The sequence below is a fragment of the Vibrio sp. genome, assembly GCF_038138445.1.
In the GTDB taxonomy this organism is placed as follows: domain Bacteria; phylum Pseudomonadota; class Gammaproteobacteria; order Enterobacterales; family Vibrionaceae; genus Vibrio.
Genome location: NZ_JAYQDQ010000013.1, coordinates 16,910 through 42,624 on the forward strand (window position 1 = coordinate 16,910; position 25,715 = coordinate 42,624).

39 protein-coding genes are annotated in these 25,715 nt (G+C 45.2%); 5 read left to right on the top strand and 34 right to left on the bottom strand.

Annotated features, from left to right (window positions below; all coding sequences use genetic code 11):
- Window positions 1-6: 6 nt before the first annotated feature.
- Genes AAFM34_RS05835 through cobA form a run of 4 tightly spaced genes read right to left on the bottom strand, consistent with a single transcriptional unit; the run spans window position 7 to window position 5,009 of the window.
- Window positions 7-1,731 carry an SLC13 family permease gene (locus tag AAFM34_RS05835; protein WP_341660934.1) on the bottom strand — a complete coding sequence of 575 codons (1,725 nt, stop codon included), beginning with the start codon at window positions 1,729-1,731 and terminating at the stop codon, window positions 7-9.
- 19 nt (window positions 1,732-1,750) lie between these two features.
- The gene (gene cysN, locus AAFM34_RS05840) at window positions 1,751-3,163 is read right to left on the bottom strand and encodes a sulfate adenylyltransferase subunit CysN (RefSeq protein WP_341660936.1); all 1,413 of its coding nucleotides are present in this window, start codon (window positions 3,161-3,163) and stop codon (window positions 1,751-1,753) included.
- Between the two features lie 18 nt (window positions 3,164-3,181).
- Window positions 3,182-4,090, bottom strand: coding sequence for a sulfate adenylyltransferase subunit CysD (cysD, locus tag AAFM34_RS05845; protein WP_341660938.1), 909 nt, complete (start codon window positions 4,088-4,090; stop codon window positions 3,182-3,184).
- Between the two features lie 52 nt (window positions 4,091-4,142).
- The gene (gene cobA, locus AAFM34_RS05850; protein ID WP_341661001.1) at window positions 4,143-5,009 is read right to left on the bottom strand and encodes a uroporphyrinogen-III C-methyltransferase; all 867 of its coding nucleotides are present in this window, start codon (window positions 5,007-5,009) and stop codon (window positions 4,143-4,145) included.
- A gap of 263 nt (window positions 5,010-5,272) precedes the next feature.
- On the opposite strand from cobA, the gene cpdB reads away from it, so the two are divergent.
- The 4 genes from cpdB (at window position 5,273) to AAFM34_RS05870 (ending at window position 9,308) form a co-directional block, all read left to right on the top strand.
- Window positions 5,273-7,234 (top strand): 2',3'-cyclic-nucleotide 2'-phosphodiesterase, encoded by a 1,962-nt coding sequence (gene cpdB / locus AAFM34_RS05855; protein ID WP_341660940.1) that lies wholly within the window; start codon window positions 5,273-5,275, stop codon window positions 7,232-7,234.
- 115 nt (window positions 7,235-7,349) lie between these two features.
- Window positions 7,350-7,928, top strand: coding sequence for a Crp/Fnr family transcriptional regulator (locus AAFM34_RS05860; RefSeq protein ID WP_341660942.1), 579 nt, complete (start codon window positions 7,350-7,352; stop codon window positions 7,926-7,928).
- Between the two features lie 61 nt (window positions 7,929-7,989).
- Window positions 7,990-8,442 carry a GNAT family N-acetyltransferase gene (locus AAFM34_RS05865; protein ID WP_341660944.1) on the top strand — a complete coding sequence of 151 codons (453 nt, stop codon included), beginning with the start codon at window positions 7,990-7,992 and terminating at the stop codon, window positions 8,440-8,442.
- Between the two features lie 2 nt (window positions 8,443-8,444).
- Entirely contained in the window at window positions 8,445-9,308 is an 864-nt protein-coding gene (locus AAFM34_RS05870) for a DMT family transporter (protein ID WP_341660945.1), read from the top strand.
- 22 nt (window positions 9,309-9,330) lie between these two features.
- Here the strand turns inward: AAFM34_RS05870 and AAFM34_RS05875 are convergent, their stop codons facing one another.
- Window positions 9,331-9,906 carry a LysM-like peptidoglycan-binding domain-containing protein gene (locus AAFM34_RS05875; RefSeq protein ID WP_341660947.1) on the bottom strand — a complete coding sequence of 192 codons (576 nt, stop codon included), beginning with the start codon at window positions 9,904-9,906 and terminating at the stop codon, window positions 9,331-9,333.
- A gap of 235 nt (window positions 9,907-10,141) precedes the next feature.
- Here AAFM34_RS05875 and AAFM34_RS05880 point away from each other — a divergent pair, with 235 nt between their 5' ends.
- Complete coding sequence (locus tag AAFM34_RS05880; protein WP_341660949.1) at window positions 10,142-10,762, top strand: FKBP-type peptidyl-prolyl cis-trans isomerase; 621 nt, start codon at window positions 10,142-10,144, stop codon at window positions 10,760-10,762.
- A 115-nt stretch (window positions 10,763-10,877) separates the two neighbouring features.
- On the opposite strand, the gene rplQ is transcribed toward AAFM34_RS05880, so the two are convergent.
- The 29 genes from rplQ to rlmB all read right to left on the bottom strand — a co-directional run bounded on the left by rplQ (window position 10,878) and on the right by rlmB (window position 25,715).
- Entirely contained in the window at window positions 10,878-11,258 is a 381-nt protein-coding gene (gene rplQ / locus AAFM34_RS05885) for a 50S ribosomal protein L17 (protein ID WP_005383141.1), read from the bottom strand.
- A 26-nt stretch (window positions 11,259-11,284) separates the two neighbouring features.
- Window positions 11,285-12,277 carry a DNA-directed RNA polymerase subunit alpha gene (gene rpoA, locus AAFM34_RS05890; RefSeq protein ID WP_114787347.1) on the bottom strand — a complete coding sequence of 331 codons (993 nt, stop codon included), beginning with the start codon at window positions 12,275-12,277 and terminating at the stop codon, window positions 11,285-11,287.
- Between the two features lie 24 nt (window positions 12,278-12,301).
- Entirely contained in the window at window positions 12,302-12,922 is a 621-nt protein-coding gene (gene rpsD / locus AAFM34_RS05895) for a 30S ribosomal protein S4 (RefSeq protein ID WP_114787348.1), read from the bottom strand.
- Window positions 12,923-12,949: 27 nt separating this feature from the next.
- Window positions 12,950-13,339, bottom strand: a complete 390-nt coding sequence (rpsK, locus tag AAFM34_RS05900) for a 30S ribosomal protein S11 (protein WP_001118870.1) — start codon at window positions 13,337-13,339, stop codon at window positions 12,950-12,952.
- A gap of 18 nt (window positions 13,340-13,357) precedes the next feature.
- Entirely contained in the window at window positions 13,358-13,714 is a 357-nt protein-coding gene (rpsM, locus tag AAFM34_RS05905) for a 30S ribosomal protein S13 (RefSeq protein WP_341660952.1), read from the bottom strand.
- 149 nt (window positions 13,715-13,863) lie between these two features.
- The gene (gene rpmJ / locus AAFM34_RS05910; RefSeq protein ID WP_000868186.1) at window positions 13,864-13,977 is read right to left on the bottom strand and encodes a 50S ribosomal protein L36; all 114 of its coding nucleotides are present in this window, start codon (window positions 13,975-13,977) and stop codon (window positions 13,864-13,866) included.
- 27 nt (window positions 13,978-14,004) lie between these two features.
- Window positions 14,005-15,339, bottom strand: a complete 1,335-nt coding sequence (secY, locus tag AAFM34_RS05915; RefSeq protein WP_341660954.1) for a preprotein translocase subunit SecY — start codon at window positions 15,337-15,339, stop codon at window positions 14,005-14,007.
- 20 nt (window positions 15,340-15,359) lie between these two features.
- On the bottom strand, window positions 15,360-15,794 hold the full coding sequence (gene rplO / locus AAFM34_RS05920) for a 50S ribosomal protein L15 (RefSeq protein ID WP_006963206.1): 435 nt from the start codon (window positions 15,792-15,794) through the stop codon (window positions 15,360-15,362).
- Window positions 15,795-15,799: 5 nt separating this feature from the next.
- Window positions 15,800-15,976 carry a 50S ribosomal protein L30 gene (rpmD, locus tag AAFM34_RS05925; protein WP_114787350.1) on the bottom strand — a complete coding sequence of 59 codons (177 nt, stop codon included), beginning with the start codon at window positions 15,974-15,976 and terminating at the stop codon, window positions 15,800-15,802.
- A gap of 7 nt (window positions 15,977-15,983) precedes the next feature.
- The gene (gene rpsE, locus AAFM34_RS05930) at window positions 15,984-16,487 is read right to left on the bottom strand and encodes a 30S ribosomal protein S5 (RefSeq protein ID WP_114787351.1); all 504 of its coding nucleotides are present in this window, start codon (window positions 16,485-16,487) and stop codon (window positions 15,984-15,986) included.
- Between the two features lie 14 nt (window positions 16,488-16,501).
- On the bottom strand, window positions 16,502-16,855 hold the full coding sequence (gene rplR / locus AAFM34_RS05935; RefSeq protein ID WP_114787352.1) for a 50S ribosomal protein L18: 354 nt from the start codon (window positions 16,853-16,855) through the stop codon (window positions 16,502-16,504).
- Between the two features lie 9 nt (window positions 16,856-16,864).
- Complete coding sequence (rplF, locus tag AAFM34_RS05940) at window positions 16,865-17,398, bottom strand: 50S ribosomal protein L6 (protein ID WP_160932167.1); 534 nt, start codon at window positions 17,396-17,398, stop codon at window positions 16,865-16,867.
- 12 nt (window positions 17,399-17,410) lie between these two features.
- The gene (gene rpsH, locus AAFM34_RS05945; protein WP_152431375.1) at window positions 17,411-17,803 is read right to left on the bottom strand and encodes a 30S ribosomal protein S8; all 393 of its coding nucleotides are present in this window, start codon (window positions 17,801-17,803) and stop codon (window positions 17,411-17,413) included.
- Window positions 17,804-17,832: 29 nt separating this feature from the next.
- Window positions 17,833-18,138 carry a 30S ribosomal protein S14 gene (gene rpsN, locus AAFM34_RS05950; protein WP_114787355.1) on the bottom strand — a complete coding sequence of 102 codons (306 nt, stop codon included), beginning with the start codon at window positions 18,136-18,138 and terminating at the stop codon, window positions 17,833-17,835.
- A gap of 17 nt (window positions 18,139-18,155) precedes the next feature.
- Window positions 18,156-18,695 (bottom strand): 50S ribosomal protein L5, encoded by a 540-nt coding sequence (gene rplE, locus AAFM34_RS05955; protein ID WP_114787356.1) that lies wholly within the window; start codon window positions 18,693-18,695, stop codon window positions 18,156-18,158.
- A gap of 22 nt (window positions 18,696-18,717) precedes the next feature.
- Complete coding sequence (rplX, locus tag AAFM34_RS05960) at window positions 18,718-19,035, bottom strand: 50S ribosomal protein L24 (protein ID WP_114787357.1); 318 nt, start codon at window positions 19,033-19,035, stop codon at window positions 18,718-18,720.
- 13 nt (window positions 19,036-19,048) lie between these two features.
- Entirely contained in the window at window positions 19,049-19,420 is a 372-nt protein-coding gene (gene rplN, locus AAFM34_RS05965; protein WP_004410450.1) for a 50S ribosomal protein L14, read from the bottom strand.
- Between the two features lie 162 nt (window positions 19,421-19,582).
- Complete coding sequence (rpsQ, locus tag AAFM34_RS05970; RefSeq protein ID WP_152431376.1) at window positions 19,583-19,837, bottom strand: 30S ribosomal protein S17; 255 nt, start codon at window positions 19,835-19,837, stop codon at window positions 19,583-19,585.
- Entirely contained in the window at window positions 19,837-20,028 is a 192-nt protein-coding gene (gene rpmC / locus AAFM34_RS05975; protein WP_114787359.1) for a 50S ribosomal protein L29, read from the bottom strand. Before rpmC ends, rpsQ begins: the two co-directional genes overlap by 1 nt.
- Window positions 20,028-20,438: a 50S ribosomal protein L16 gene (rplP, locus tag AAFM34_RS05980; protein ID WP_008072330.1), complete on the bottom strand. Its 411-nt coding sequence runs from the start codon at window positions 20,436-20,438 to the stop codon at window positions 20,028-20,030. Before rplP ends, rpmC begins: the two co-directional genes overlap by 1 nt.
- An 11-nt stretch (window positions 20,439-20,449) precedes the next feature.
- Window positions 20,450-21,148, bottom strand: a complete 699-nt coding sequence (gene rpsC, locus AAFM34_RS05985; protein WP_341660965.1) for a 30S ribosomal protein S3 — start codon at window positions 21,146-21,148, stop codon at window positions 20,450-20,452.
- A 17-nt stretch (window positions 21,149-21,165) separates the two neighbouring features.
- The gene (gene rplV / locus AAFM34_RS05990; RefSeq protein WP_114787362.1) at window positions 21,166-21,498 is read right to left on the bottom strand and encodes a 50S ribosomal protein L22; all 333 of its coding nucleotides are present in this window, start codon (window positions 21,496-21,498) and stop codon (window positions 21,166-21,168) included.
- A gap of 10 nt (window positions 21,499-21,508) precedes the next feature.
- Window positions 21,509-21,787, bottom strand: coding sequence for a 30S ribosomal protein S19 (gene rpsS, locus AAFM34_RS05995; RefSeq protein ID WP_042485188.1), 279 nt, complete (start codon window positions 21,785-21,787; stop codon window positions 21,509-21,511).
- A gap of 21 nt (window positions 21,788-21,808) precedes the next feature.
- Window positions 21,809-22,633, bottom strand: coding sequence for a 50S ribosomal protein L2 (rplB, locus tag AAFM34_RS06000; RefSeq protein ID WP_160932163.1), 825 nt, complete (start codon window positions 22,631-22,633; stop codon window positions 21,809-21,811).
- Window positions 22,634-22,649: 16 nt separating this feature from the next.
- Window positions 22,650-22,952: a 50S ribosomal protein L23 gene (rplW, locus tag AAFM34_RS06005; protein ID WP_004398471.1), complete on the bottom strand. Its 303-nt coding sequence runs from the start codon at window positions 22,950-22,952 to the stop codon at window positions 22,650-22,652.
- Complete coding sequence (gene rplD, locus AAFM34_RS06010) at window positions 22,949-23,551, bottom strand: 50S ribosomal protein L4 (protein WP_152431377.1); 603 nt, start codon at window positions 23,549-23,551, stop codon at window positions 22,949-22,951. Before rplD ends, rplW begins: the two co-directional genes overlap by 4 nt.
- Window positions 23,552-23,568: 17 nt before the next feature.
- Window positions 23,569-24,198, bottom strand: coding sequence for a 50S ribosomal protein L3 (rplC, locus tag AAFM34_RS06015; protein ID WP_152431378.1), 630 nt, complete (start codon window positions 24,196-24,198; stop codon window positions 23,569-23,571).
- 14 nt (window positions 24,199-24,212) lie between these two features.
- On the bottom strand, window positions 24,213-24,524 hold the full coding sequence (gene rpsJ / locus AAFM34_RS06020) for a 30S ribosomal protein S10 (RefSeq protein ID WP_341660971.1): 312 nt from the start codon (window positions 24,522-24,524) through the stop codon (window positions 24,213-24,215).
- Between the two features lie 450 nt (window positions 24,525-24,974).
- On the bottom strand, window positions 24,975-25,715 hold the full coding sequence (rlmB, locus tag AAFM34_RS06025; RefSeq protein WP_341660973.1) for a 23S rRNA (guanosine(2251)-2'-O)-methyltransferase RlmB: 741 nt from the start codon (window positions 25,713-25,715) through the stop codon (window positions 24,975-24,977).

Here is a 25,715-nt window from a genome sequence, read left to right on the forward strand (position 1 = left end):
CATCCTTTAAAATGGAAAAAATCTTGGAATAAGAGCCAGCACCAGTAACGAATATACCAAAGAGACAGGAAGCCCAACTCTCACGTAATCCGTTAATTTATACTGGCCTAAGCTGTATACGAGTAGATTAGTCTGATAACCATAGGGAGAAACAAAGCTTGCACTGGCGCCAAACAACACCGCCATAATAAATGGCATGGGGTCGACGCCGTAACCTAAAGCCATGCTATAACCCAATGGAAAGGCAAGTGCTGCCGCCGCATTGTTGGTAACAAGCTCTGTTAATATCAGAGTAAAAAAATAGGTGGCGACCAGAGCTCCAAAAGCCCCCCAGCCATTAAATGTTTCAATAAACACATTGCCTAATGAGGCTGAAAGACCAGAAGAGAGCATCAACTGTGCAATGGAAAGGGCCGATCCCACAATAACCACAATATCGACAGGAAACCGTCGTCTAAGCTCTCCTAGCTGAACCACGCCACTAAACAGTGAGGCGAGTAAAAATAAAGACAAGCCTTTAATAAGCGAAAGCTCACCAAGCAAAGCAGCCACAATGACACTAATAAACCCTATCAAGACTATGCGAGACTTCCGGCTATCAAGACGAGCGCTAGAGTCGAGAGCGTTAACCAATACAAACTCTTTACTCTGGGTTTGCCTTTCCTGTTCGAACCGTTTACCCGGCACAAGAACTAGAGTGTCACCCGCATTAAGTTCGATATTACCCAGACCACCACGAAGCCGTTCATGACCACGGCGAATCGCCACTACAACCGCGTCAAATCGCTCTCTAAACTCGCTTGATTTCAATGTTTTGCTGCATAAACTGGCCGAAGAGCTGACTACCACTTCTACTAAGCTTTGACCATTTAGATGGTGCTGACCGAACAATCTTAACCCTTGGATCTCCTGTAAGGTGGTAACACTTTCGATATCACCGCAAAACAATAACCTGTCGTTTGCCTGCAACACAAAGTCCGGCTCAACAGATGGCATAACTTCACCATCTCTTATCACTTCTGCAAGAAACAATTTACGCAAATCACGCAGCTTGTTGTCGCTAATGCTATTCCCCACCAAATGCGAATTAGGCTCCACAATGGCCTCAAGGAAATAAGGCAATGCTTCTTCTTGCTGCTGGTCATTGGATGGCAAAAAATAGCTAAGTGGGATAAGAATCAAAAGCCCTGCAACCAATACCACCAGCCCAATGACGGTCGGGGTAAAAAAGCCAAGACTAGGAAGTCCTGCATCTTCAACAAAGCTGTTAATAATAAGATTGGTTGAGGTACCGATCAAAGTCAGTGTACCACCAAGAATCGCTGCATAAGATAAAGGGATCAGTAACTTGGAAGGCGCATGGGTTTGGTTACGTTTTATCGCGCCAATTAAGGCCACCACCACAGCGGTATTATTGGTAAAGGAAGAGAGTAACGCGGTTGATAGTCCTAACTTGGCAATCACGGTCGCCAACCTCCCAGAGGACAAAGAGCGACTAACCCAACTCACCAGACGCGTCTTTTCCAATGCACTTGATGCAAGGATCAGCAAGACTAAAGTCAGTAAAGAAGAGTTAGTAAAATTTGTTGCTACATCACCTAGCTCTATCCTGCCAGCGAGAAAGGCAACAAATGCAGCCCCAGCAAAAATAAAGCTTGGCTTAACGCGTGTGGCAATAAGGCTAATAACAATACCTAATAATACCGCTAGCACAAATCCTTGTTGCCACATCGTGCACACCCTCAATTAGTTAGATTTTGGCGTCCCACTCGGGAAAATGTTTGAGGATCAGGGCTTTCAGCTCATTTTCAAATGCCCCCATTCGCTCGCTTGGTGACGGTGTCCGCTCACTTAGTGCTTGACGAACTAGTCCAGCCCCCACTGTCACGTTAGTTAAACGATCGATAATAATAAAACCGCCGCTATCTTGAACCTGATCATAACTGTCGAGGGCTATAGATTCATTCAAAGTCCAGTCACAAAGACCAATACCGTTTAAAGGCAGCTCCTTAGCATCATGCTTGGATAAATTGTTAATGTCGTATTGATGCTGAATAGATGCCACACGTCCTATGGTCTTCTTGCCAGCGATTTTGATGTCATACTCTCGTCCAGCGACCAAAGGCTGCTCAGTCATCCACACAACATCCGCTGATAAATGCGAGCTACGAGCAACATCATCTCCCTGATGAACAATCAAATCACCACGACTAATGTCTATCTCATTTTCCAATGTCAGGGTGACGGCTAACCCAGCCTGAGCCTGTGACAAGTTCCCATCGAAAGTAACGATACTGGCTACGCGAGATGTTTTTCCTGATGGTAACGCCTTAATGACATCACCAACCTTAATCGAGCCAGAGGCGATGGTGCCAGAGAAGCCTCGAAAATCGAGATTAGGCCGATTCACATATTGAACAGGGAAACGAAACTCACCATTTTCTTTGGCTTTAGTGACATCAACGCTCTGTAAAAGGTCTAATAAAGCTGGGCCATCAAACCATTTAAGGTTATCACTGGCCTCAACCACATTGTCTCCTTCAAGCGCGGAAAGTGGAACGATATGGATATCGGTTTGACCTTGCAGCTTATTAGCAAAAGCCAAGTAATCGTCACGGATCTCTTCAAAACGCTGCTGTGAGTAATCAACCAAGTCCATTTTATTGACTGCGACAATAAAGTGTTTCAAGCCAAGTAGATTCGCGATAAAGGAGTGACGACGAGTTTGATCCAATACACCTTTGCGCGCATCAATTAATATAACCGCCAGATCGCAAGTAGAGGCGCCAGTGGCCATATTTCGCGTGTACTGCTCGTGTCCAGGTGTATCGGCGATGATAAATTTACGCTTTTGGGTAGAGAAATAGCGATAAGCGACATCAATGGTGATACCTTGCTCGCGTTCAGCCTGCAATCCATCAACCAACAAAGCTAAGTCAGGACGCTCACCCGTAGTACCAACCCTTTGGCTATCGGCGTGAACAGCAGCTAACTGATCTTCATAGATTTGCTTGGAATCATGAAGCAATCGTCCAATCAGAGTACTTTTACCATCATCGACCGAGCCACAAGTTAGAAATCGAAGTAATGATTTGTGTTGATGCTGAGTTAGGTAGCCTTCTATACCCAACTCTGCTAATTGAGTTTCCACTGCCGTGTTCATAATGCTTCCTCGATCCTGTTAGAAATAGCCTTGGCGCTTTTTAAGTTCCATCGATCCTGATTGATCGTGGTCGATCGCACGACCTTGCCTCTCACTAGAGGTGGCAACTAGCATCTCTTCTATGATGCCAGTCAATGTGTTTGCTTGAGATTCAATCGCCCCAGTAAGCGGATAGCAGCCTAGGGTGCGAAAGCGAACCTTTTTCTCTTCAACGACTTCACCAGAGCCAAGCTTCATTCGTTCATCATCGACCATGATCAACATGCCATCACGCTCAACAACAGGCCGTTTTTCCGCAAAGTACAAAGGGACAATGTCGATGTTTTCTAAATAGATGTATTGCCAGATATCTAATTCAGTCCAATTTGAAAGTGGAAAAACGCGTATACTTTCCCCTTTATTTATTTGGCCATTATAGGTATGCCACAGCTCTGGGCGCTGATTTTTAGGGTCCCAAGTATGGTTCTTATCACGGAAGGAATAGACTCGTTCTTTTGCTCGTGACTTCTCCTCATCCCGCCTTGCCCCACCAAAGGCTGCATCAAAACCATATTGATTTAGTGCCTGCTTGAGACCTTGAGTTTTCATAATATCTGTGTGCTTAGAGGAGCCATGCTCAAAAGGGTTGACCCCCATAGCCAGACCTTCTGGATTCTTATGAACCAAAAGCTCAAAGCCATATTTCTCTGCTGTTTTATCCCGAAATTCAATCATTTCCTTAAACTTCCAGTCAGTGTCGACATGCAGCAGTGGAAAAGGAATTTTGCCCGGATAAAACGCCTTGCGAGCAAGATGTAGCATCACGGATGAGTCTTTACCTATCGAGTACATCATCACCGGATTATCAAACTCAGCCGCCACTTCTCTTATTATGTGGATACTCTCAGCTTCGAGCTGCTGTAGATGGGTTAAACCTTGTTGATCCATGTTAATGCTTCCTATGCGCTCACAATGAGCAGCTTATTGAGGTTAATAGACGTTAGGCGAATTGCTGCTGGGGTAAGGCGCTCTGGGGTTCTCCAAACCAAGCAAGTTTGCTTGATAACGCGACCACTTCTCCAACCACGATCAAAGATGGTGACTTAGCATCCTGAGCCAGTGTCGCTAACTCAGACAATTGACCAGTAAATACTTTCTGACAAGCTTGGGTACCACGTTCAATAATGGCTATCGGTGTGTCAGATGCGCGTCCATGTAGTATCAGCTGTTCTTGGATATAATCTGACTTGAGCAACCCCATATAGATAACCAAGGTTTGATTACCTCTTGCCAAGGTAGACCAATCCATACCATCCCTATCAGCTTTAAGATGACCGGTAATAAACATCGCGCTTTGTGCATAATCACGGTGGGTAAGAGGGATTCCCGCATACGCTGTGGCACCAGAGGCGGCGGTAATTCCGGGCACGACTTGAAACTTAATCCCTGCGTCAGCCAATACTTCTAACTCTTCCCCTCCACGACCAAAAACAAAAGGATCGCCCCCTTTTATGCGCGCAACGCGGTGGCCTTGTAGAGCAAAATCAACCAATAACTGATTAGTTTTTTCCTGAGGAACACTGTGATGGCCTGCGCGCTTTCCGACACACACCAAGATGGTATCGCTTGGGATCAAAGCTAGGATGTCATCGGAAACCAAATAGTCATACAAAACCACATCAGCCTGCTGGATAAAACGTAGCGCTTTAAGTGTCAGAAGTTCAGAGTCTCCGGGGCCTGCACCGATCAGGGCAACTTCTCCAGCATGCAAAACACTTTGCCCAGCGCTATTTAGAGCCGAAACGGATGGATTCAACGTTCTTATGTTGTTTTTGGGAAATTGAGAAATCGTATCCTTGTTCGTCATCATGCTGTTCCTTGCCTGTCTTTGAACGCATTATGGCGCCACATACATATTACTTGAAATTCTAAAATTTTATTTTTTATACCTTTTAGTGATATACAATGACTAGCTTTATCCTAGCCACATAATCTAGATGCGATCTCGCAGACAGAACCGAGTAAAAACCCTGACTCCAAATCACATTTCATTAGTGAGTGAAATATTCATTGCACAAGCTTTTGCTAAATTATGCTTGGTTTAAAATCAACGCTACTGGAGCTAATACCATGAAAGTCGCAGTCACCCCTCTTGCGGTAGCCGTCTTAAGCGGCATGCTGACGATTGCAGGACCGGCCATGGCCGAAACTATCAAGTTACGTATTGTCGAGACCACCGACATTCACACCAACTTGATGGACTACGATTACTACAAAGACAAACCGAGCCAAAAAATTGGTCTGACTCGCGCTGCGACTATAGTGAAACAAGCTCAGGCTGAAGTTGAAAACAGTGTTCTGGTTGATAATGGCGACCTAATTCAAGGCAGTCCTATGGGTGACTATATGGCTGCGAAAGGAATAAAACCGGGTGAAGTTCATCCTGTTTATAAAGCAATGAATCTGCTTAGCTATGATGTGGGTAATATAGGTAACCATGAGTTTAACTATGGCCTAGCGTTTCTAAAAGAAACCATCAATGACGCCAACTTTCCCTATATCAATGCGAATGTATTTGATAAAGAAACAGGCCAACATTACTTCAAGCCCTACATCATAAAGCCACATACGTTTAAAGACGTGAATGGTCAAGAACATCAAATCAAGGTTGGTTATATTGGTTTTGTTCCACCACAAATCATGGTTTGGGATAAGAAAAATTTAGAAGGGAAAGTGTTCGCTAAAGACATTAAACAAACTGCCCAAACTCTCATCCCAGAAATGAAGAAGCAAGGTGCTGATGTCATTGTCGCTATCCCTCACTCTGGTGTTTCCTCAGATCCATACAAAATAGGCTCAGAGAACTCAACCTACTACCTAGCAGAAGTTGAAGGGATTGATGCTATCGCTTTTGGTCATTCTCACGCTGTTTTCCCGGGCAAAGGCTTTGATAACATTCCTGGCGTAGACAATAAAAAAGGCACAATTAATGGTGTGGCCTCTGTGATGCCTGGCCGTTGGGGTAGCCATGTAGGAGTCATCGACCTTGAGCTCAAACAAGACAAGGGCGAGTGGAAAGTTGTCAAAGGAGAGGCTCAAGCTCGACCGATTTTTGATCAAAACAATAAAAAATCTCTTGCTCAAGCAGACCCTGATATGGTCAAAGCACTGACATTCGATCACAAAGGCACGCGCGATTTTGTCAATCAGCCAATTGGTAAAGCCAGCGGTGTGATGTACAGCTATTTAGCCTTAGTCCAAGACGATCCCACCATACAAATTGTCAACTTGGCTCAAAAAGATTATGTCGAGCGCTTCATTCAAGGAGACCCTGACTTAGCCGATATTCCAGTCCTTTCTGCCGCTGCTCCATTTAAAGCGGGCGGGCGTAAAAATGATCCGGCTAACTTCACCGAAGTTGAAGCTGGACAACTGACTTTCCGCAACGCAGCCGACCTTTACCTCTATCCAAACACCTTAGTAGCAATGAAAGTTAAGGGTCAGCAAGTAAAAGACTGGCTTGAATGTAGCGCGGGGCAGTTTAATCAAATTGATCCAAGCAGTACCAAGCCTCAGCAGTTGATTAACTGGGATGAGTTCCGTACCTATAACTTTGATGTGATTGATGGTGTTGAGTACCAAATTGACGTTACTCAACCTGCCAAATACGACGGAGAGTGTAAACTCATCAACCCTGATTCTCAGCGTATTACAAGTCTAACCTTCCAAGGTAAGCCTCTGGACATGAAACAAGACTTCCTAATCGCAACCAATAACTACCGCGCATACAGCAATAAATTCCCAGGTACAGGCAGCGAGTTTATCGCCTTTGACTCGCCAGATGAAAACCGTTCCATTATTGCCAACTACATTACCCGCGTGAGTAAAGAGCAAGGTGAATTTAAACCAAATGCGGACAATAACTGGCGATTTGCGGCGATTAACTCCGATAAAGCGCTCGATATCCGCTTTGAAACTTCACCCAGTGACAAAGCGGCAAACTTTATCAAAAGTAATGGCCAATACCCGATGAAAAAAGTAGCAACCGATGATGTTGGTTTTGCCGTTTACCAAATAGATATGCCAAACTAAATGCCATCTTTCCAACGCCGCGACTTTAATCGCGGCGTTTTTAATCCCCAAGATCCACAATAAATCTTTCTTATTGGAGTAAAATTCTAGAAAACACATCTAGTCAGTCAGCAATATGGATCCAATCACACATTTTAAACAACAACTTGCCAATGCTGGTTTTGACCAGCAAGACATAAACCAGCTTGTCGATTGCGCTAGGTTGGTGGAGCTACCCACACGGCATATATTACTCAATCAAGGACAAGTCGCTGAAGAGATCTTTTTCCTGATTGAAGGCGTTTGCCACTCCGCATACTTAACCGATAAAGGAAAAGAGTTCAGCAAAGAGTTTTACTGGGAAGACGATTGGATTATTGGCTTTGAAAGCTTAATCAAGCAACAAGCCTCACCTTACCTACTCGAGTCCCTGACCGCCTGCGTTCTGTTTTCTCTACCAATTACCACCCTTCGCAACTGGCGGGATAAGAAACATCCGATTTATATAAAGCTGTTGGAAACTCAACTTATGTACAAGGAGAACAAAGAACGCTTTATGTTGCTCTATACACCTGAAGAGCGCTATGAGTTGTTTTGCCAACATTATCCTCACCTATGCCAAAGGCTGACTGACTACCATATAGCGGCCTATCTGGGTATTACCCCAATTAGCTTAAGTCGTATCAAGAAACGTCAGAAAATTAACAATGGTTAATGCGGTAGGTAATCGATTCCTTTAAGCTCCGTATCTAAACACATATTCAATAAGGCAGATTATGATCACATGGCAACTCCTCACTTTCAAACAATTAACCACTAACCAGTTGTATCAAATGCTGAAATTAAGAGTAGATGTGTTCGTTGTTGAGCAAGCTTGCCCTTATCCTGAGCTAGATGGAAAAGACAGTATTTATGGTGTTTATCACCTACTGGGTTATAAAAATGATGAGCTGATCGCCTATTCACGATTACTGCCTAAGAATATTAGCTACCCTAGTGTGAGCATTGGCAGAGTAGCGACTGCACACTCTCACCGAGGAGGGGGATTGGGTCATAAACTAATAGAACGAGCACTGATAGAATGTGAAAAACTTTGGCCGACAGAAGATATTGAAATAGGCGCTCAGGCACATTTAGAAAGCTTTTACCGTCAGCATGGATTTATACCTACCTCATCACCCTACCTTGAGGATGATATTGCTCATATTGACATGAAATTCAGCCGTTAACCGTGAGCAAACTTTCTTTACAGACCCTAGCCTTATGGCTGTTAATCGCAGGTAACTTAAGTGCATCGCTGTCAGATGTAATGGTGAAATTACTTGATGGCAGCATCCATCCAAACCAATATATTTTCATCCGGCAGCTAATATCTGTGATTGTAATATATCCATTTTGGAGAAAGGAGTGCGTGGAGTCCCGACAACTTCACGCGCCATGGTTAAACTTGTTTCGTGCCCATTTAGTCATTATTGGCAGTGGATGTATGGTGGTTGCCATCACACACCTGACATTAGCCAGTGCTAATGCAGTATTTTACGCCGCCCCATTACTTATGTTGCCAATATCAGTCTTGATGTTGAAAGAAACGCCCCCTCGAAGCAAAATATTAGCAACGATACTCGGCTTTATCGGCGTTCTGATCGTGCTTAGACCTTCTCAGTTTCACTGGGCAGCTCTATTTGCCCTTTCCACGGCTACAACACTTGCATTATTTAATGTTTCTGCCCGTAAACTACCACACAAACAAACCATGATAAGCACGCTATTCTGGACCTCGGTACTCTCAGTGCCTGTCTCCGCCGCGCTAGCTGTGATTTACTGGCAACCAATAAGCTATAGTCAGCTCAGCCTTATTGCTGCTAGTGCTGTTTTTGTCTTGCTATACAACGGCCTCGCTGTTTTAGCCTATCGAAAAGCACCTGCAGGCGAAATTGGCGTCGCAGAATATTCTGGTTTAGTGTTTGTCACTTTATTCGGGGTATGGTGGTTTGACGAAATCCCTGATTGGCTGACTGCGATAGGGATCCTCTGCATCATAGTCCCTTTACTACCAATAAAGCACGGCTCTAGGCGTAGCTCCAGGCAGCAATGATCGATACACAAGCAAAACTATCTTATTTGCTGCGACCAAAGGCACCATCAGATAAGCGGAAGAACATGACAGATTTTGAGCTTTTCTCTAGTTGAAGAATATCAAGTTTACCATCTTCAGCGAGTTTAAAGCGCACTAACTGCCCTGCTTTTATCCGGCTTAAAGGCCTATCACTTCCTTCAACTCTAACGAGAGCATTGAGATCAGACATGGCCAAATCATTATTGCGAAAAACTTGAGCAAGGGTGTCGCCCTTTTCTACGGTATATTCCTGCCATACCTCAGACTTTAAGCTTTGCTGCTCGTCAGAACGCTGCTGGCTCAACCCTGTAGTATTAATGTTAACCGAAACACGCTGCTTTGATTCAGAGGGAGCACTATTTTGCTCTGAATCTGGGGTGGCTTGTGGCGCAGGGAGCACAAGTAACAGGAGAAAAAGCGGGACGAGTATGATTAACACTCGTCGATGAAGTTTTGGCAGTATCCACCACAGATCTTTGATATAGCGAACCATAGCTTTCCAATCAATTTGCGCGATCTTTTGTTGAATTAGCTCTATATAATCGACCTGTTTAGGCTTTTTCTTTCTACGGTTCATTAAGCGTGCTCTCCCTAAGGTCCACGTCTATAAGTATAAAAACGAAGCGCACTCTAGTATAGGGATTTTGAATCTGTTAGGTAATGTAGAGGTCAAAATTGCTATTTGAGGCAAAAAAATCAGACTTAACTCCCACATTAAGTGCATTATTGTCCTCAAACTCTAGCACCATTTCATCCGACTCTCATTACTGGTATCCTGTGCGCCTTAAATACACTAAACATAGAGAGACATCATGTCTGAAGTTAAATTTGAAACAGTAGAGCAAAAAGCCAGTTACGGTATTGGTCTGCAAATGGGCCAGCAACTCGCAGGCTCTGGTCTGGAAGGTCTTAGCGTTGACGCTATCGCAGCGGGTATCGCTACTGCACTGGTTGGTGATATGCCAACGATTGAAATTGACGACATTAACTCTGCACTTCAAGACATGCATCAGCGCGCTGAGTCTGCTCGCCAAGAAGCTGCTAAAGCTGCCGCTGCTGATGGTGAAGCTTTCCTAAAAGACAATGCTCTTCGTCCAGAAATCACAGTTCTTGAGTCAGGTCTACAATACGAAATCCTAACTGAAGGTACAGGTGAAATCCCAACTTCAGACAAGCAAGTTCGTGTTCACTACCATGGGGAGTTAACTGACGGTACTGTATTTGACAGCTCTGTTTCTCGCGGTCAACCAGCCGAGTTCCCAGTAACTGGTGTAATCAAAGGCTGGGTTGAAGCTCTTCAACTAATGCCTGTTGGCTCAAAGTGGAAACTCTACATCCCTCAAGATCTTGCTTATGGTGAGCGTGGTGCTGGCGCATCTATCCCTCCGTTTGCAGCACTAGTCTTTGAAGTTGAGCTACTGGATATTTTGTAATAGCCAATATGACTCAATAAAGAAGGCGGCTTTATAGCCGCCTTCTTTATGCCTAAATTATTCCAGATACAAAAAAGCCGAGCATTTGCTCGGCTTTTTCGTTACTACGAACTGATTACTCAGCAGCTTCTTCAGCAGCTGGGCGATCTACAAGCTCAATGTAAGCCATTGGAGCTTTATCACCAGCACGGAAACCAGCTTTTAGGATACGAGTGTAACCGCCCTGACGAGCAGCAAAACGTGGACCTAGTTCGTTAAATAGTTTTGCAACTACTTCGTTGTCACGAGTACGTGCAAATGCTAGACGACGGTTAGCAACGCTGTCAGTCTTAGCTAGTGTAATCAAAGGCTCAACGACGCGACGTAGCTCTTTTGCTTTTGGCAAAGTAGTCTTGATAACTTCATGACGTACTAGAGAGCTAGCCATGTTGCTGAACATCGCTTTGCGATGTGAGCTGTTGCGGTTGAGTTGACGACCACTCTTACGATGGCGCATGACCTAATCCTTCTAACTAGTATCGATTAATCTTCAGCGATAGACGCTGGTGGCCAGTTTTCTAGGCGCATACCTAGAGACAGACCACGTGATGCAAGTACGTCTTTGATCTCTGTAAGAGATTTTTTACCAAGGTTAGGCGTTTTAAGTAGCTCAACCTCAGTGCGCTGTACAAGATCACCGATGTAGTGAATCGCTTCTGCTTTCAGACAGTTAGCAGAGCGAACTGTTAGTTCAAGATCGTCTACAGGACGCAGTAGGATCGGATCGAATTCTGGCTTCTCTTCTTTCTCCTCAGGAACTCGTACATCACGTAGATCTACGAAGGCATCCAATTGCTCAGCTAGAATAGTAGCTGCACGACGGATTGCTTCCTCTGGGTCTAGAGTACCGTTCGTTTCCATATCGATGACAAGCTTGTCTAAGTCTGTACGCTGCTCTACACGAGCTGCTTCTACAGAATAAGCAATTTTGTCTACTGGGCTGTACGTAGCGTCAACCAGTAGGCGACCAATTGGACGCTCATCTTCTTCAGTATGGATACGAGCTGAAGCTGGAACGTAACCACGACCACGTTCTACCTTGATACGCATTGCGATCTCGGCATTAGCATCTGTCAAATGACAGATAACGTGTTCTGGGTTAGTGATCTCTACATCACCATCATGGGTGATGTCACCTGCAACCACAGGGCCCGAGCCTGATTTGTTCAGCGTAATAAACACTTCATCTTTGCCTTCGGCAACGCGCACAGCCAAACCTTTTAGGTTTAGAAGAATTTCAAGAATATCTTCCTGAACACCTTCTTTAGTGCTGTATTCGTGTAGAACGCCTTCAATCTCTACTTCTGTCACAGCACAACCTGGCATAGAAGATAGAAGAATACGGCGAAGTGCATTACCTAGAGTGTGACCAAAGCCACGCTCCAATGGCTCAAGAGTTACTTTTGCGTGTGTCGTGCTAACTTGTTCGATGTCAACAAGACGTGGCTTAAGAAATTCTGTTACAGAACCCTGCATTGTGTCCTCTCTTTAGTTTAAACCTTACTTAGAGTAAAGCTCGACGATCAGTTGTTCGTTGATGTCAGCAGATAGATCTGAACGTTCAGGCAGACGCTTAAACGTACCTTCCATCTTACCACCATCTACTTCAATCCAAGTTGGTTTTTCGCGTTGTTCAGCAACTTCTAGAGCTGCTTTGATGCGAGACTGCTGTTTTGCTTTCTCACGGATAGTAACAACGTCATTAGCCGCAACTTTGAAAGAAGGAACGTTTACAACTTTACCGTTAACTAGGATAGCTTTATGGCTAACTAGCTGACGTGCTTCTGCGCGAGTTGCGCCAAAGCCCATGCGGTAAACTACGTTATCAAGACGACCTTCAAGAAGCTGAAGTAGGTTTTCACCAGTGTTGCCTTTAAGGCGCGCTGCTTCTTTGTAGTAGTTACGGAATTGTTTTTCTAGAACGCCGTACATACGACGTACTTTTTGCTTCTCACGAAGCTGAACGCCATACTCAGATAGACGACCGCGACGAGCGCCGTGTACACCTGGTGCGTTATCAATTTTACACTTGGTATCGATCGCGCGAACACCAGACTTAAGGAATAAGTCAGTGCCTTCACGACGGCTAAGCTTCAGCTTAGGACCCAAATATCTTGCCATGATCTTTCTCCAGTAATCTAAAAAACGTTATACACGACGTTTCTTAGGTGGACGACAACCGTTATGAGGGATTGGTGTAGCATCAACGATGTTTGTGATGCGGAAACCAGCAGCGTTCAGTGCGCGAACAGTAGATTCACGACCTGGACCTGGACCCTTAACCATAACTTCCAAGTTCTTTAGTCCGTATTCTTTCGCCATTTCAGCACAACGCTCAGCAGCTACCTGTGCCGCGAACGGAGTAGATTTACGAGAACCACGGAAACCTGAACCACCTGCAGTAGCCCATGCTAGAGCATTACCTTGACGGTCAGTAATAGTTACGATTGTGTTGTTGAAAGACGCATGGATGTGCGCAACGCCATCTGCAACTTGCTTGCGTACGCGCTTACGAGCGCGAGTTGGTTGTTTAGCCATTGTACTCTACCTTCCCGATTATTTCTTGATCGGCTTACGCGGACCCTTACGGGTGCGAGCGTTGGTTTTAGTACGCTGTCCACGTAGTGGTAGACTGCGACGATGACGAAGACCACGGTAACAGCCAAGGTCCATTAGACGCTTGATGTTCATGGATACTTCACGACGTAGATCACCTTCTACAGTGTACTTAGCTACACCATCACGCAGTTGATCGATCTGCTCTTCAGTTAGTTCACTGATCTTAACATGCTCAGAAATACCCACCTCAGCTAGAATAGCTTGAGAACGAGTTTTACCGATACCGTAGATCGCTGTTAGTGCGATTACAGCATGCTTTTGATCAGGAATGTTAATGCCTGCTATACGGGCCATTATTCACTCCTAAGTGTTTCTATAAAAGAATTAGCCGCAGCAAAGCCCGTTATGGATACGCTGCGGGATACTACTTCTTTTGCACGCAAAAGGTAGGCCGAGCAATATACTCAACGCTACCTTATATTTCAAGTAAAAATTTCTGCTTATTAGCCTTGGCGCTGTTTGTGCTTTGGCTCACTGCAAATCACGCGAACGACACCGTTACGCTTGATAACTTTACAGTTACGGCAGATTTTTTTAACGGAAGCACGAACTTTCATTGCTAAACTCCGCAATTAAAACCCGATTTATCGGCCGTAGCCTTTCAGGTTTGCCTTTTTCAACACAGAATCATACTGTTGAGACATCAGATGAGTCTGTACCTGTGCCATAAAGTCCATAATAACCACTACTACAATCAGTAGTGATGTTCCGCCGAAGTAGAAACGTACGTTCCACGCGACCATCATGAACTCTGGAATCAGACAGATAAAGGTAATGTATAACGCACCCGCTAGGGTTAAACGCGTCATCACTTTATCTATATATTTAGCTGTCTGCTCACCTGGGCGGATGCCGGGTACGAATGCACCAGACTTCTTCAGGTTATCTGCTGTTTCTCTAGGGTTGAATACCAACGCCGTGTAGAAGAAACAGAAGAAAATAATCGCCGCTGCATATAGCATTACATATAAAGGCTGACCTGGGCTAAGAGCCAAAGACACGTCAGTTAACCAACCAAGCGTGCTGCTCTCACCATTTTGACCAAACCACTGCGCCAGTGTTCCTGGAAACAGTATAATACTAGATGCAAAGATTGCTGGAATAACACCTGCCATATTAATTTTAAGTGGCAAGTGTGTGCTTTGTGCAGCAAAGACCTTACGACCTTGTTGACGTTTCGCATAGTTAACGACGATTCGACGTTGACCACGCTCCATGAAAACAACGAAGTAGATCACTGCAAAAGCAAGTACAACAATCAACAGCAGAAGAAGTACATGCAATTCACCTTGACGCGCTTGCTCGATTGTTTGACCGATTGCAGAAGGCAATCCAGCAACAATACCTGCAAATATAAGTAACGATATACCGTTACCGATTCCACGCTCTGTAATTTGTTCACCTAACCACATCAAGAACATGGTACCAGTTACTAAACTTACGGTAGCAATTAGCGTAAACATGGTTTGGTTGATAACAACCAGATTATCGACCATGTTTGGTAAGCCTGTTGCAATACCAATAGCTTGGAATGTTGCAAGTACAAGCGTGCCGTAGCGCGTATATTGCCTTATCTTACGACGGCCTGCTTCACCCTCTTTCTTGAGTTCAGCTAACGCAGGGTGAACTACGGTTAGCAGTTGGACAACAATCGATGCCGAAATATACGGCATGATGCCCAACGCTAATATAGATGCACGCTCAAGAGCACCACCGGAGAACATGTTAAACATTTCAACGATGGTACCTTTTTGCTGTTCGAACAAATCGGCAAGTACAGCAGCGTCAATACCAGGAATCGGCACAAAAGAGCCGGCTCGGAATACTAAAAGTGCACCAATTACGAATAACAAGCGCGACTTTAGTTCACTTAAGCCGCTCTGAGCACTACGAAAATCTTGTCCTGGTTTCTTAGCCATCTGTACCTCGTTCCTCGAGATTATTCCTCGATTTTACCGCCAGCAGCTTCGATAGCAGCTTTAGCGCCTTTAGTCACACGTAGACCTTTAACAGTCACTGCTTTGTTAATTTCACCAGAAAGAACAACTTTAACAAATTCGATGTTCTTAGTGATGACGTTAGCAGCTTTAAGGCTGTTTAGGTCAACGACGTCACCTGTTACTTTCGCTAGCTCAGCTAGACGAACTTCAGCAGACACTAAGCTCTTACGAGAAGTGAAGCCGAACTTAGGTAGACGTTGTTTCAAAGGCATTTGACCGCCTTCGAAGCCTGGACGAACACTGCCGCCAGAACGTGACTTTTGACCTTTGTGGCCACGACCACCGGTTTTACCAAGGCCAGAACCGATACCACGACCTACGCGCTTCGCAGAAGGCTTAGAACCCGCAGCCGGTGATAGAGTATTCAAACGCATTCTGATTACTCCTCAACTTTAACCATGTAGAAAACCTTGTTGATCATTCCGCGTACACACGGAGTATCTTCAAGTTCTACAGTATGGTTGATTTTACGAAGGCCTAGACCCTTTAAACACAATTTGTGCTTAGGTAGACGACCGATTGAGCTTTTAGTTTGAGTAACTTTAATAGTTGCCATGGTGTTCTTACTCCGAAATAGATTCAACAGTTAGACCACGTTTAGCAGCAACCATTTCTGGCGACTTCATGCTATCTAGTGCATCGATCGTAGCACGAACGATGTTGATAGGGTTCGTAGAACCGTATGCTTTAGATAGTACGTTATGTACACCTGCTACTTCTAGTACTGCACGCATCGCACCACCTGCGATTACACCCGTACCTTCTGCAGCTGGCTGCATGTAAACTTTAGAGCCCGAGTGGCGACCTTTTACCGGGTGGAAAAGTGTGCCTTCGTTAAGCGCGATAGTAGTCATATTACGACGCGCTTTTTCCATTGCTTTTTGAATCGCTGCAGGTACTTCACGAGCTTTGCCGTAACCGAAACCTACGCGACCGTTACCGTCACCAACTACAGTTAGTGCAGTAAAGCTCATGATTCGACCACCTTTAACCGTTTTTGATACACGGTTAACTGCGATTAGCTTTTCTTGCAAATCATTCGCTTGAACTTGTTGTTCTTTAGCCATCTTCCAACCCTACCTTAGAATTTCAGACCAGCTTCGCGAGCAGATTCTGCTAGCGCCGCTACTCGACCGTGGTATTGGAAACCAGAACGATCAAATGCAACTGACGCTACGCCTTTTTCTAGCGCGCGCTCAGCAACAGCTTTACCTACTGCTTTAGCTGCATCGATGTTACCAGTGTTCTTCACTTGCTCACGGATCGCTTTTTCTACAGTAGAAGCTGCTGCGATAACCTCAGAGCCGTTTGATGCGATAACCTGAGCGTACACGTGACGAGGAGTACGGTGTACTACTAGGCGAGTTGCACCCAGTTCTGCAATCTTACGACGTGCGCGTGTAGCACGACGGATGCGAGATGCTTTCTTATCCATAGTGTTACCTTACTTCTTCTTAGCTTCTTTAGTACGCACATTTTCATCTGCGTAACGAACACCTTTACCTTTATAAGGCTCAGGCTCACGGTAAGAACGAATGTCAGCCGCAACTTGACCTACTAGCTGCTTATCGCAACCAGAGATAACAATTTCAGTTTGGCTAGGACATTCAGCTTTAATACCCTCTGGCAACTCGTGCTCAACAGGGTGTGAGAAGCCTAGTGTTAGAGATACAGCTTTGCCTTTAATAGCAGCACGGTAACCAACACCTTTAAGAGTTAGCTTCTTAGTAAAGCCTTCAGTAACACCAACAACCATGTTGTTTACTAGAGCGCGAGCAGTACCTGCTTGAGCCCATGCATTAACAACACCTTCTTTAGGACCGAAAGTTAGGTTGTTTTCTTCCTGAGCAACTACAACTGCATCGTTAAGAACGCGTGATAGTTCGCCCTTTGCACTTTTTACAGTGATTTCTTGGCCGTTTAGTTTCACCTCTACGCCAGCTGGAATAGCGACAGGTGCCTTAGCAACACGAGACATATTCTACTCCTATTACGCTACGTAGCAGATGATTTCACCGCCAAGACCTGCTTTACGTGCAGCACGGTCTGACATCAGACCCTTGGAAGTTGAAACGATAGCAACACCAAGACCGCCCATTACAGAAGGAAGATCATCTTTCTTCTTGTAAACACGTAGACCTGGACGAGAAACACGCTTAAGTTGCTCGATTACTGGTTTAGCTTGGAAGTACTTAAGAGTAACTTCTAGCTCAGGTTTTACTTCGCCTTCAACAGCGAAATCAGTGATGTAACCTTCAGCTTTTAGTAGTGCAGCAATTGCAACTTTAAGCTTTGAAGAAGGCATTTTAACAGCAACTTTGTTTGCTGCCTGACCGTTACGAACGCGGGTCAGCATATCCGAAATCGGATCTTGCATGCTCATATGATTTACTCCAAATGATTAAGTGGCAATTACCAGCTAGCCTTACGAAGTCCAGGAATCTCGCCTTTCATGCAAGCTTCACGAACTTTGATACGGCTTAGACCGAACTTACGTAGGTAACCGTGTGGACGACCAGTTTGGTTACAACGGTTGCGCTGACGTGATGCACTTGAATCACGTGGAAGAGTTTGCAATTTAAGAACTGCGTTCCAACGATCTTCTTCAGATGCGTTTACATCGCTAATGATAGCTTTAAGCGCTGCACGCTTCTCAGCGTACTTAGCTACTAGCTTCGCACGTTTTACTTCACGTGCTTTCATTGAATTTTTAGCCATAACAGTAACCCTTCACCTTACTTACGGAATGGGAAGTTAAAGGCAGCCAGCAGAGCACGGCCTTCCTCATCAGTACCAGCAGACGTCGTAATAGTGATGTCTAGACCGCGTACTCGATCAACTTTATCAAAGTCGATTTCCGGGAAGATGATTTGCTCGCGAACGCCCATGCTGTAGTTACCGCGTCCGTCAAAAGACTTAGCGCTAACGCCACGGAAGTCACGTACACGTGGAAGAGCGATCGAAATAAGACGCTCAAGAAAATCCCACATACGTTCGCCACGCAAGGTTACTTTACAACCGATAGGGTAGCCTTCGCGGATTTTGAAACCTGCAACAGATTTGCGCGCTTTTGTGATAAGTGGCTTCTGACCAGAGATCGTTGCCATATCAGACGCTGCATTTTCTAGCAGTTTCTTATCGTTGATTGCTTCACCAACACCCATGTTTAGGGTGATTTTCTCGATTCTAGGGACTTGCATGACGCTTGTGTAGCTAAACTGTTTGGTCAGTTCAGCGACTACAGACGACTTGTAGTAATCATGCAGTTTCGCCATAGTAGAACTCCAAATTACTCTATTAGTTAGAAACGGTTTCGCCGTTAGACTTGAAGAAACGAACTTTCTTGCCGTCTTCAAAACGGAAACCGATACGGTCAGCTTTACCAGTAGCTGCGTTGAAAATAGCCACGTTAGATACATCGATAGCTGCTTCCTGCTCAACAATACCACCTTGGATATTCATTGCAGGTACAGGTTTCTGATGCTTCTTAACAAGGTTAATGCCTTCAACGAAAACTTTACCAGTTGCTAGAACCTTAGTTACTTTACCTTTCTTGCCTTTATCTTTTCCAGCAAGAACGATTACTTCGTCATTACGACGGATTTTAGCTGCCATTTCTACGTGCTCCTTACAGAACTTCTGGAGCCAGTGAAACGATCTTCATGAACTTATCGCCACGAAGTTCGCGTGTCACAGGACCAAAGATACGTGTACCGATTGGTTGCTCAGTGTTATCGTTTAACAATACGCAAGCATTTCGGTCGAAGCGAATGACAGAACCGTCAGGACGACGTACGCCTTTACGGGTGCGAACTACCACCGCCTTCAGAACGTCACCTTTTTTAACTTTACCGCGAGGAATTGCTTCCTTAACAGTAACTTTGATAACGTCACCGATGTGTGCATAACGGCGATGAGAGCCACCCAGAACCTTAATACACATTACGCTGCGTGCGCCTGAGTTATCAGCTGCGTCCAGCATACTTTGCATTTGGATCATGTTAGTGCTCCGCTAAATATAAAAAAAACTAGACCCTCACGGGTCGGGCTGCCTCTTTAAAAGGGACGCGAATTGTACCACCCTTTTATGTAATTGGGTAGTCAAAAAATAAACGGCCCCAAAATATTTTTTGGAGCCGCTTTTTTCATAGAATCAACGAAATTAAATCTTCGCTTTTTCTACGACTTTTACCAATGCCCAAGACTTAGTCTTAGACAGAGGACGACACTCTGCGATTTCAACTGTGTCGCCTAGGCCACACTCGTTGTTTTCGTCATGTGCGTGTACTTTAGTCGTGCGCTTTACGAACTTGCCGTAAATTGGGTGTTTAACCATGCGCTCGATAGCAACAGTGATAGACTTGTCCATCTTGTCGCTAACAACACGACCTTGTTGAGTACGTTTTACTTCGCTCATTATGCGCCTGCCTTCTCAGTCAAAACAGTTTTCACACGTGCGATATCACGGCGTACAGCTTTCAGAGTGTGAGTTTGCTGTAGCTGACCAGTTGCCGCCTGCATGCGCAGGTTGAACTGTTCGCGTAGCAACTCTAGTAACTCAGAGTTAAGCTCTTCAACGCTCTTTTCGCGTAGATCTTGTGCTTTCATCACATCACCTGCTTAGTTACAAATGTAGTCTTGAAAGGCAGTTTACGAGCCGCTAGGCGGAACGCTTCACGTGCCAATTCTTCAGGTACACCACCCATTTCGTACATTACCTTTCCAGGTTGGATTTGGGCTACCCAGTACTCAACGTTACCTTTACCCTTACCCTGACGAACTTCTAGTGGTTTTTCTGTGATAGGCTTGTCTGGGAACACACGGATCCAGATTTTACCTTGACGCTTAACGTGACGTGTCATTGCACGACGTGCCGCTTCGATCTGACGAGCAGTTAGACGACCACGGCCAGTTGCTTTAAGACCGAATTCGCCGAAGCTTACTTCAGTACCTTTAGCTAGACCACGGTTACGACCTGTCTGAACCTTACGGAACTTAGTACGTTTAGGTTGTAGCATCTGTCGACTCCTTACTTACGGCCTTTGCGCTGCTTCTTAGGCTTGCCGCCTTTAGGCTCTACAGCGTTAGCTGCTGGCATTCCGCCTAGGATCTCACCTTTGAAGATCCAAACTTTAATGCCGATCACACCGTATTGAGTGTGAGCCGAAGAAGTTGCGTAATCAATGTCAGCACGTAGAGTGTGTAGAGGTACACGACCTTCACGGTACCACTCTGAACGTGCAATTTCAGCGCCGCCTAGACGACCACTTACTTCTACTTTGATACCTTTAGCACCTAGACGCATAGCGTTTTGTACCGCACGCTTCATAGCGCGACGGAACATAACACGACGCTCTAGCTGAGACGCGATGCTGTCACCAACAAGTTGTGCATCTAGTTCAGGCTTACGTACTTCAGCGATGTTAATTTGCGCTGGTACACCTGCAATTTTAGCTACAGCTGCGCGTAGCTTCTCAACGTCTTCACCTTTCTTACCGATTACAACGCCTGGACGAGCAGTGTGAATAGTCACACGGATGCTCTTAGCAGGACGCTCGATAACGATGCGTGATAGAGACGCTTTTTTCAGTTCGTTTGAAAGGAACTGACGTACCTTGAAGTCGCCGTCTAGGTTGTCAGCGAATTCTTTGGTGTTAGCAAACCATGTAGCATTCCAAGGCTTAACGATGCCAAGACGAATACCATTTGGATGTACTTTCTGACCCATTGCTTACTCTCCTAGTCTCAAGCGTCTGCAACAACAACAGTGATGTGGCTTGAACGCTTCAAGATACGATCCGCACGACCTTTAGCACGAGGCATAATACGCTTCATGATAGGGCCTTCATCTACGAAGATCTTTGCGACACTTAGGTCGTCAATATCTGCACCTTCGTTGTGCTCCGCGTTCGCGATAGCTGACTCAAGAACTTTCTTTACTAAGTCAGCAGCTTTTTTGTTGCTGAAAGTTAAGATTTCTAGAGCTTGGTCAACTGATTTACCACGGATTTGATCCGCAACTAAGCGAGCTTTCTGAGGCGAAATGCGAGCAAAGTTATGTTTAGCTAGTGCTTCCATCATCTACTCCTTAACGCTTCTTAGCTTTCTTATCCACGACGTGGCCGCGGTAAGTACGAGTTGGTGCAAATTCGCCCAGCTTGTGACCGATCATTTCGTCGGTTACGAATACTGGTACGTGCTGACGACCATTATGGACAGCGATGGTCAAACCGATCATCGTAGGGATGATCATTGAACGACGGGACCAAGTCTTAATAGGCTTTTTGTCTCCGCTTTCCACCGCTTTCTCTACCTTCTTCAGCAAGTGTAGGTCGATAAATGGACCTTTCTTGAGAGAACGTGGCATGGCGATTCCTCTTTATATAGATTACTTGTTACGACGACGTACGATGTACTTGTCAGTGCGTTTGTTCTTACGAGTCTTGAAGCCTTTAGTTGGCTGACCCCATGGTGATACTGGATGACGACCACCAGAAGTACGGCCTTCACCACCACCGTGTGGGTGGTCTACTGGGTTCATCACAACACCACGAACGGTTGGACGAACACCGCGCCAGCGGTTAGCACCAGCTTTACCAAGTTCACGTAGCATGTGCTCAGAGTTACCAACTTCACCGATTGTTGCACGGCCTTCAGAAAGTACTTTGCGCATTTCGCCAGAACGTAGACGAAGAGTTACGTATGCACCGTCGCGAGCAACGATTTGAGCATATGCACCCGCCGAACGAGCTAGCTGACCACCTTTACCAGGCTTAAGTTCAACGTTATGAACCGTTGAACCTACTGGGATGTTACGCATTGGAAGTGCGTTACCAGCTTTGATTGGCGCGTCTGCACCAGACTGGATAGCATCACCAGCTTGAACACCTTTAGGTGCTAGGATGTAACGACGCTCACCGTCTGCGTACAGAACTAGAGCGATGTTAGCGCTACGGTTTGGATCGTATTCTAGACGCTCAACTTTCGCTGGGATACCGTCTTTAGTACGTTTAAAGTCAATTACACGGTAATGGTGTTTGTGACCACCGCCGATGTGACGTACTGTAATACGACCGTTGTTGTTACGACCACCATTCTTAGAGTTTTTCTCTAGAAGAGGTGCGTATGGCTTACCCTTGTGTAGGTCAGCGTTAACAACTTTAACAACGTGACGACGACCAGGGGAAGTCGGCTTACATTTAACAATAGCCATTTCTCAACTACTCCTGTTATTCCGCGCCGCCAACAAAGTCAAGATCTTGACCTTCTTTCAAAGTAACGTACGCTTTTTTAACGTCGCTGCGGCGACCTTGGCGTAGACCTTGACGTTTGGTCTTACCCTTAGTGATAAGAGTATTTACAGACTTAACTTCAACTTCAAATAGCTTTTCTACAGCTGCTTTGATCTCTTTTTTAGTTGCATCTTTAGCAACTTTGAAAACGATAGTGTTCGCTTTCTCAGCAGCCATAGTTGCTTTTTCAGAGATGTGTGGAGCACGTAGAACTTTTAGGATACGCTCTTCAGTGATCATGCTAGCATCTCCTCAACTTGCTTAACTGCTTCTGCAGTCATTACAACTTTGTCGAACGCGATTAGTGAAACTGGATCAATACCAGCTGCATCACGTGCATCAACTTTGTATAGGTTACGAGCAGCTAGGAATAGATTCTCATCTACTTCGCTAGTCACGATAAGCGCATCAGTTAGCTCAAGCTCTTTCAGCTTAGCGACAAGCTCTTTTGTCTTTGGCGCTTCTACTGAGAAGTTATCAACAACGATTAGACGCTCTTGACGAACAAGCTCAGAAAGAATGCTCTTCATAGCACCACGGTACATTTTCTTGTTAACTTTTTGGCTGTGATCTTGTGGTTTCGCAGCAAAAGTAACACCACCTGTACGCCAGATTGGGCTACGGATTGTACCAGCACGTGCACGGCCAGTACCTTTTTGACGCCATGGCTTAGCGCCACCGCCAGCAACTTCTGAACGTGTTTTTTGAGCACGAGTACCTTGACGAGCACCTGCTGCGTACGCAACAACTACTTGGTGTACAAGAGCTTCGTTAAACTCACGTCCGAAAGTAGTTTCGGAAACAGTTAGTGCATCAGCACCTTTAACCATTAGTTCCATTACTTACTCCTGAGACGTTATGCTTTAACAGCTGGTTTAACGATCACGTTACCGCCAGTTGCGCCAGGGACTGCACCTTTAATAAGAAGCAGGTTGCGCTCAGCGTCAACACGTACGATCTCTAGGTTTTGAGTCGTTACACGCTCAGCACCCATGTGACCTGCCATTTTCTTGCCTTTAAATACGCGACCTGGAGTCTGACATTGACCGATAGAACCAGGAGCACGGTGAGACAATGAGTTACCGTGAGTCATATCTTGAGTAGAGAAGTTCCAACGCTTAACAGCGCCTTGGAAGCCTTTACCTTTAGAAGTACCAGTAACGTCTACTTTCTTAGTTTCGTTGAATAGCTCAACCGTTAGTTCTGCACCAACTTCGAACTCTTCACCGTTTTCCAAACGGAATTCCCAAAGACCGCGACCAGCTTCAACACCTGCTTTAGCAAAGTGACCTGCTTCTGGCTTAGTAACACGGTTAGCTTTCTTAGCACCAGTCGTTACCTGAATTGCTGCGTAGCCGTCTGTTTCAAGTGTACGAACTTGAGAAACACGGTTAGCTTCAACTTCAACAACAGTTACTGGGATAGAAACGCCTTCTTCAGTAAATACGCGGGTCATGCCCACTTTACGACCGATTAGACCAATCATTCTTCTAATCTCCCTTAACCTAGGCTAATTTGTACGTCAACGCCCGCAGCAAGGTCTAGACGCATTAGAGCATCAACAGTTTTGTCTGTTGGCTCAACAATGTCGATTAGACGTTTGTGAGTACGGATTTCGTAGTGATCACGAGCATCTTTGTTAACGTGTGGAGAGATAAGAACTGTGAAACGCTCTTTACGAGTAGGTAGTGGGATTGGACCACGAACCTGTGCGCCAGTGCGCTTAGCTGTTTCAACGATTTCCGCTGTAGAAGCGTCGATTAGTTTGTAATCGAAAGCTTTTAGGCGGATACGGATACGTTGGTTCTGCATGAGACAGAGCTCCAAAATTAAAAATTACACAAACAATATCGCCACTCATACTCGAATAGCCGAGAGAATGCCGATTGATTTATGTGAAACCGTAGCATCCAAGATTAGGACGCATTGTCAGTTAATTTTCGATTAACTATCCCTACATGCCAGAGTCACCTCTGGGGATAGTTTTTCCGAAGAAAAGATAGCTAATTGTATTAACTGCGAACATAAGCTGAGTTTACATTACCTGAAAAATCTTATAGATAATTCAGCTCCTCGTTACTCATTGGTTCACAACTGGCTTAACCAGTGCGCTGCATTATACAGATCACGCTTTGACATGCAAGCACTGTTTGAAAAATAAACGCATTACCCAGCCATAAGTCATTCGCTTTAATCTACTAATAAAAACAAAGCGCAGACTGGCTAACCCGTCTGCGCTTAAGTCGTGTGACAAAGACTAGGTTATTGGGCTAGTCGTTGACGCACCGCTTCAAATAGACAAACCCCTGAAGCGACGGAAACATTCAAACTAGACACGCTACCTGCCATAGGAATTTTGATTAAATCATCGCAAGTTTCACGAGTTAAGCGGCGCATACCATCACCTTCAGCGCCCATTACAATGGCCAGTGGACCTGTCAACTTAGCTTGATAGATATCATGCTTGGCTTCGCCAGCAGTGCCCACAAACCAAATCCCCTGTTCTTGTAAGGTGCGCATAGTGCGCGCTAGATTGGTGACGCGAACAAGCGGCACAGTTTCCGCTGCGCCGCAGGCAACTTTACTCACGGTAGCGTTAATATTGGCCGACTTATCTTTTGGTACAATCACAGCAGCAACCCCTGCTGCATCAGCGTTACGTAGGCACGCACCAAGATTGTGTGGGTCCGTCACACCGTCCAAAACCAATAATAATGGCGCATCTTGTTTGGCAATAATGTCGTCCAAGTCATGCTCATTGAGCTGCTTGGCCGGCTTTACCTTAGCCATAATACCCTGATGATTCGCGCCACGCGCTTTGTCATCAAGTGTTTTACGCGCCATTTGCTGAATTGACACTCCGCACGTTTGCAATTGATTGATAATCGGCATCAGGCGGTCATCTTGACGGCCTTTTAGCACAAAGGCTTCAACAAAACGCTCTGGTTCTTTTTCCAATACTGCTTTTACCGCATGAATGCCGTAAATAAATTCATTACTCAT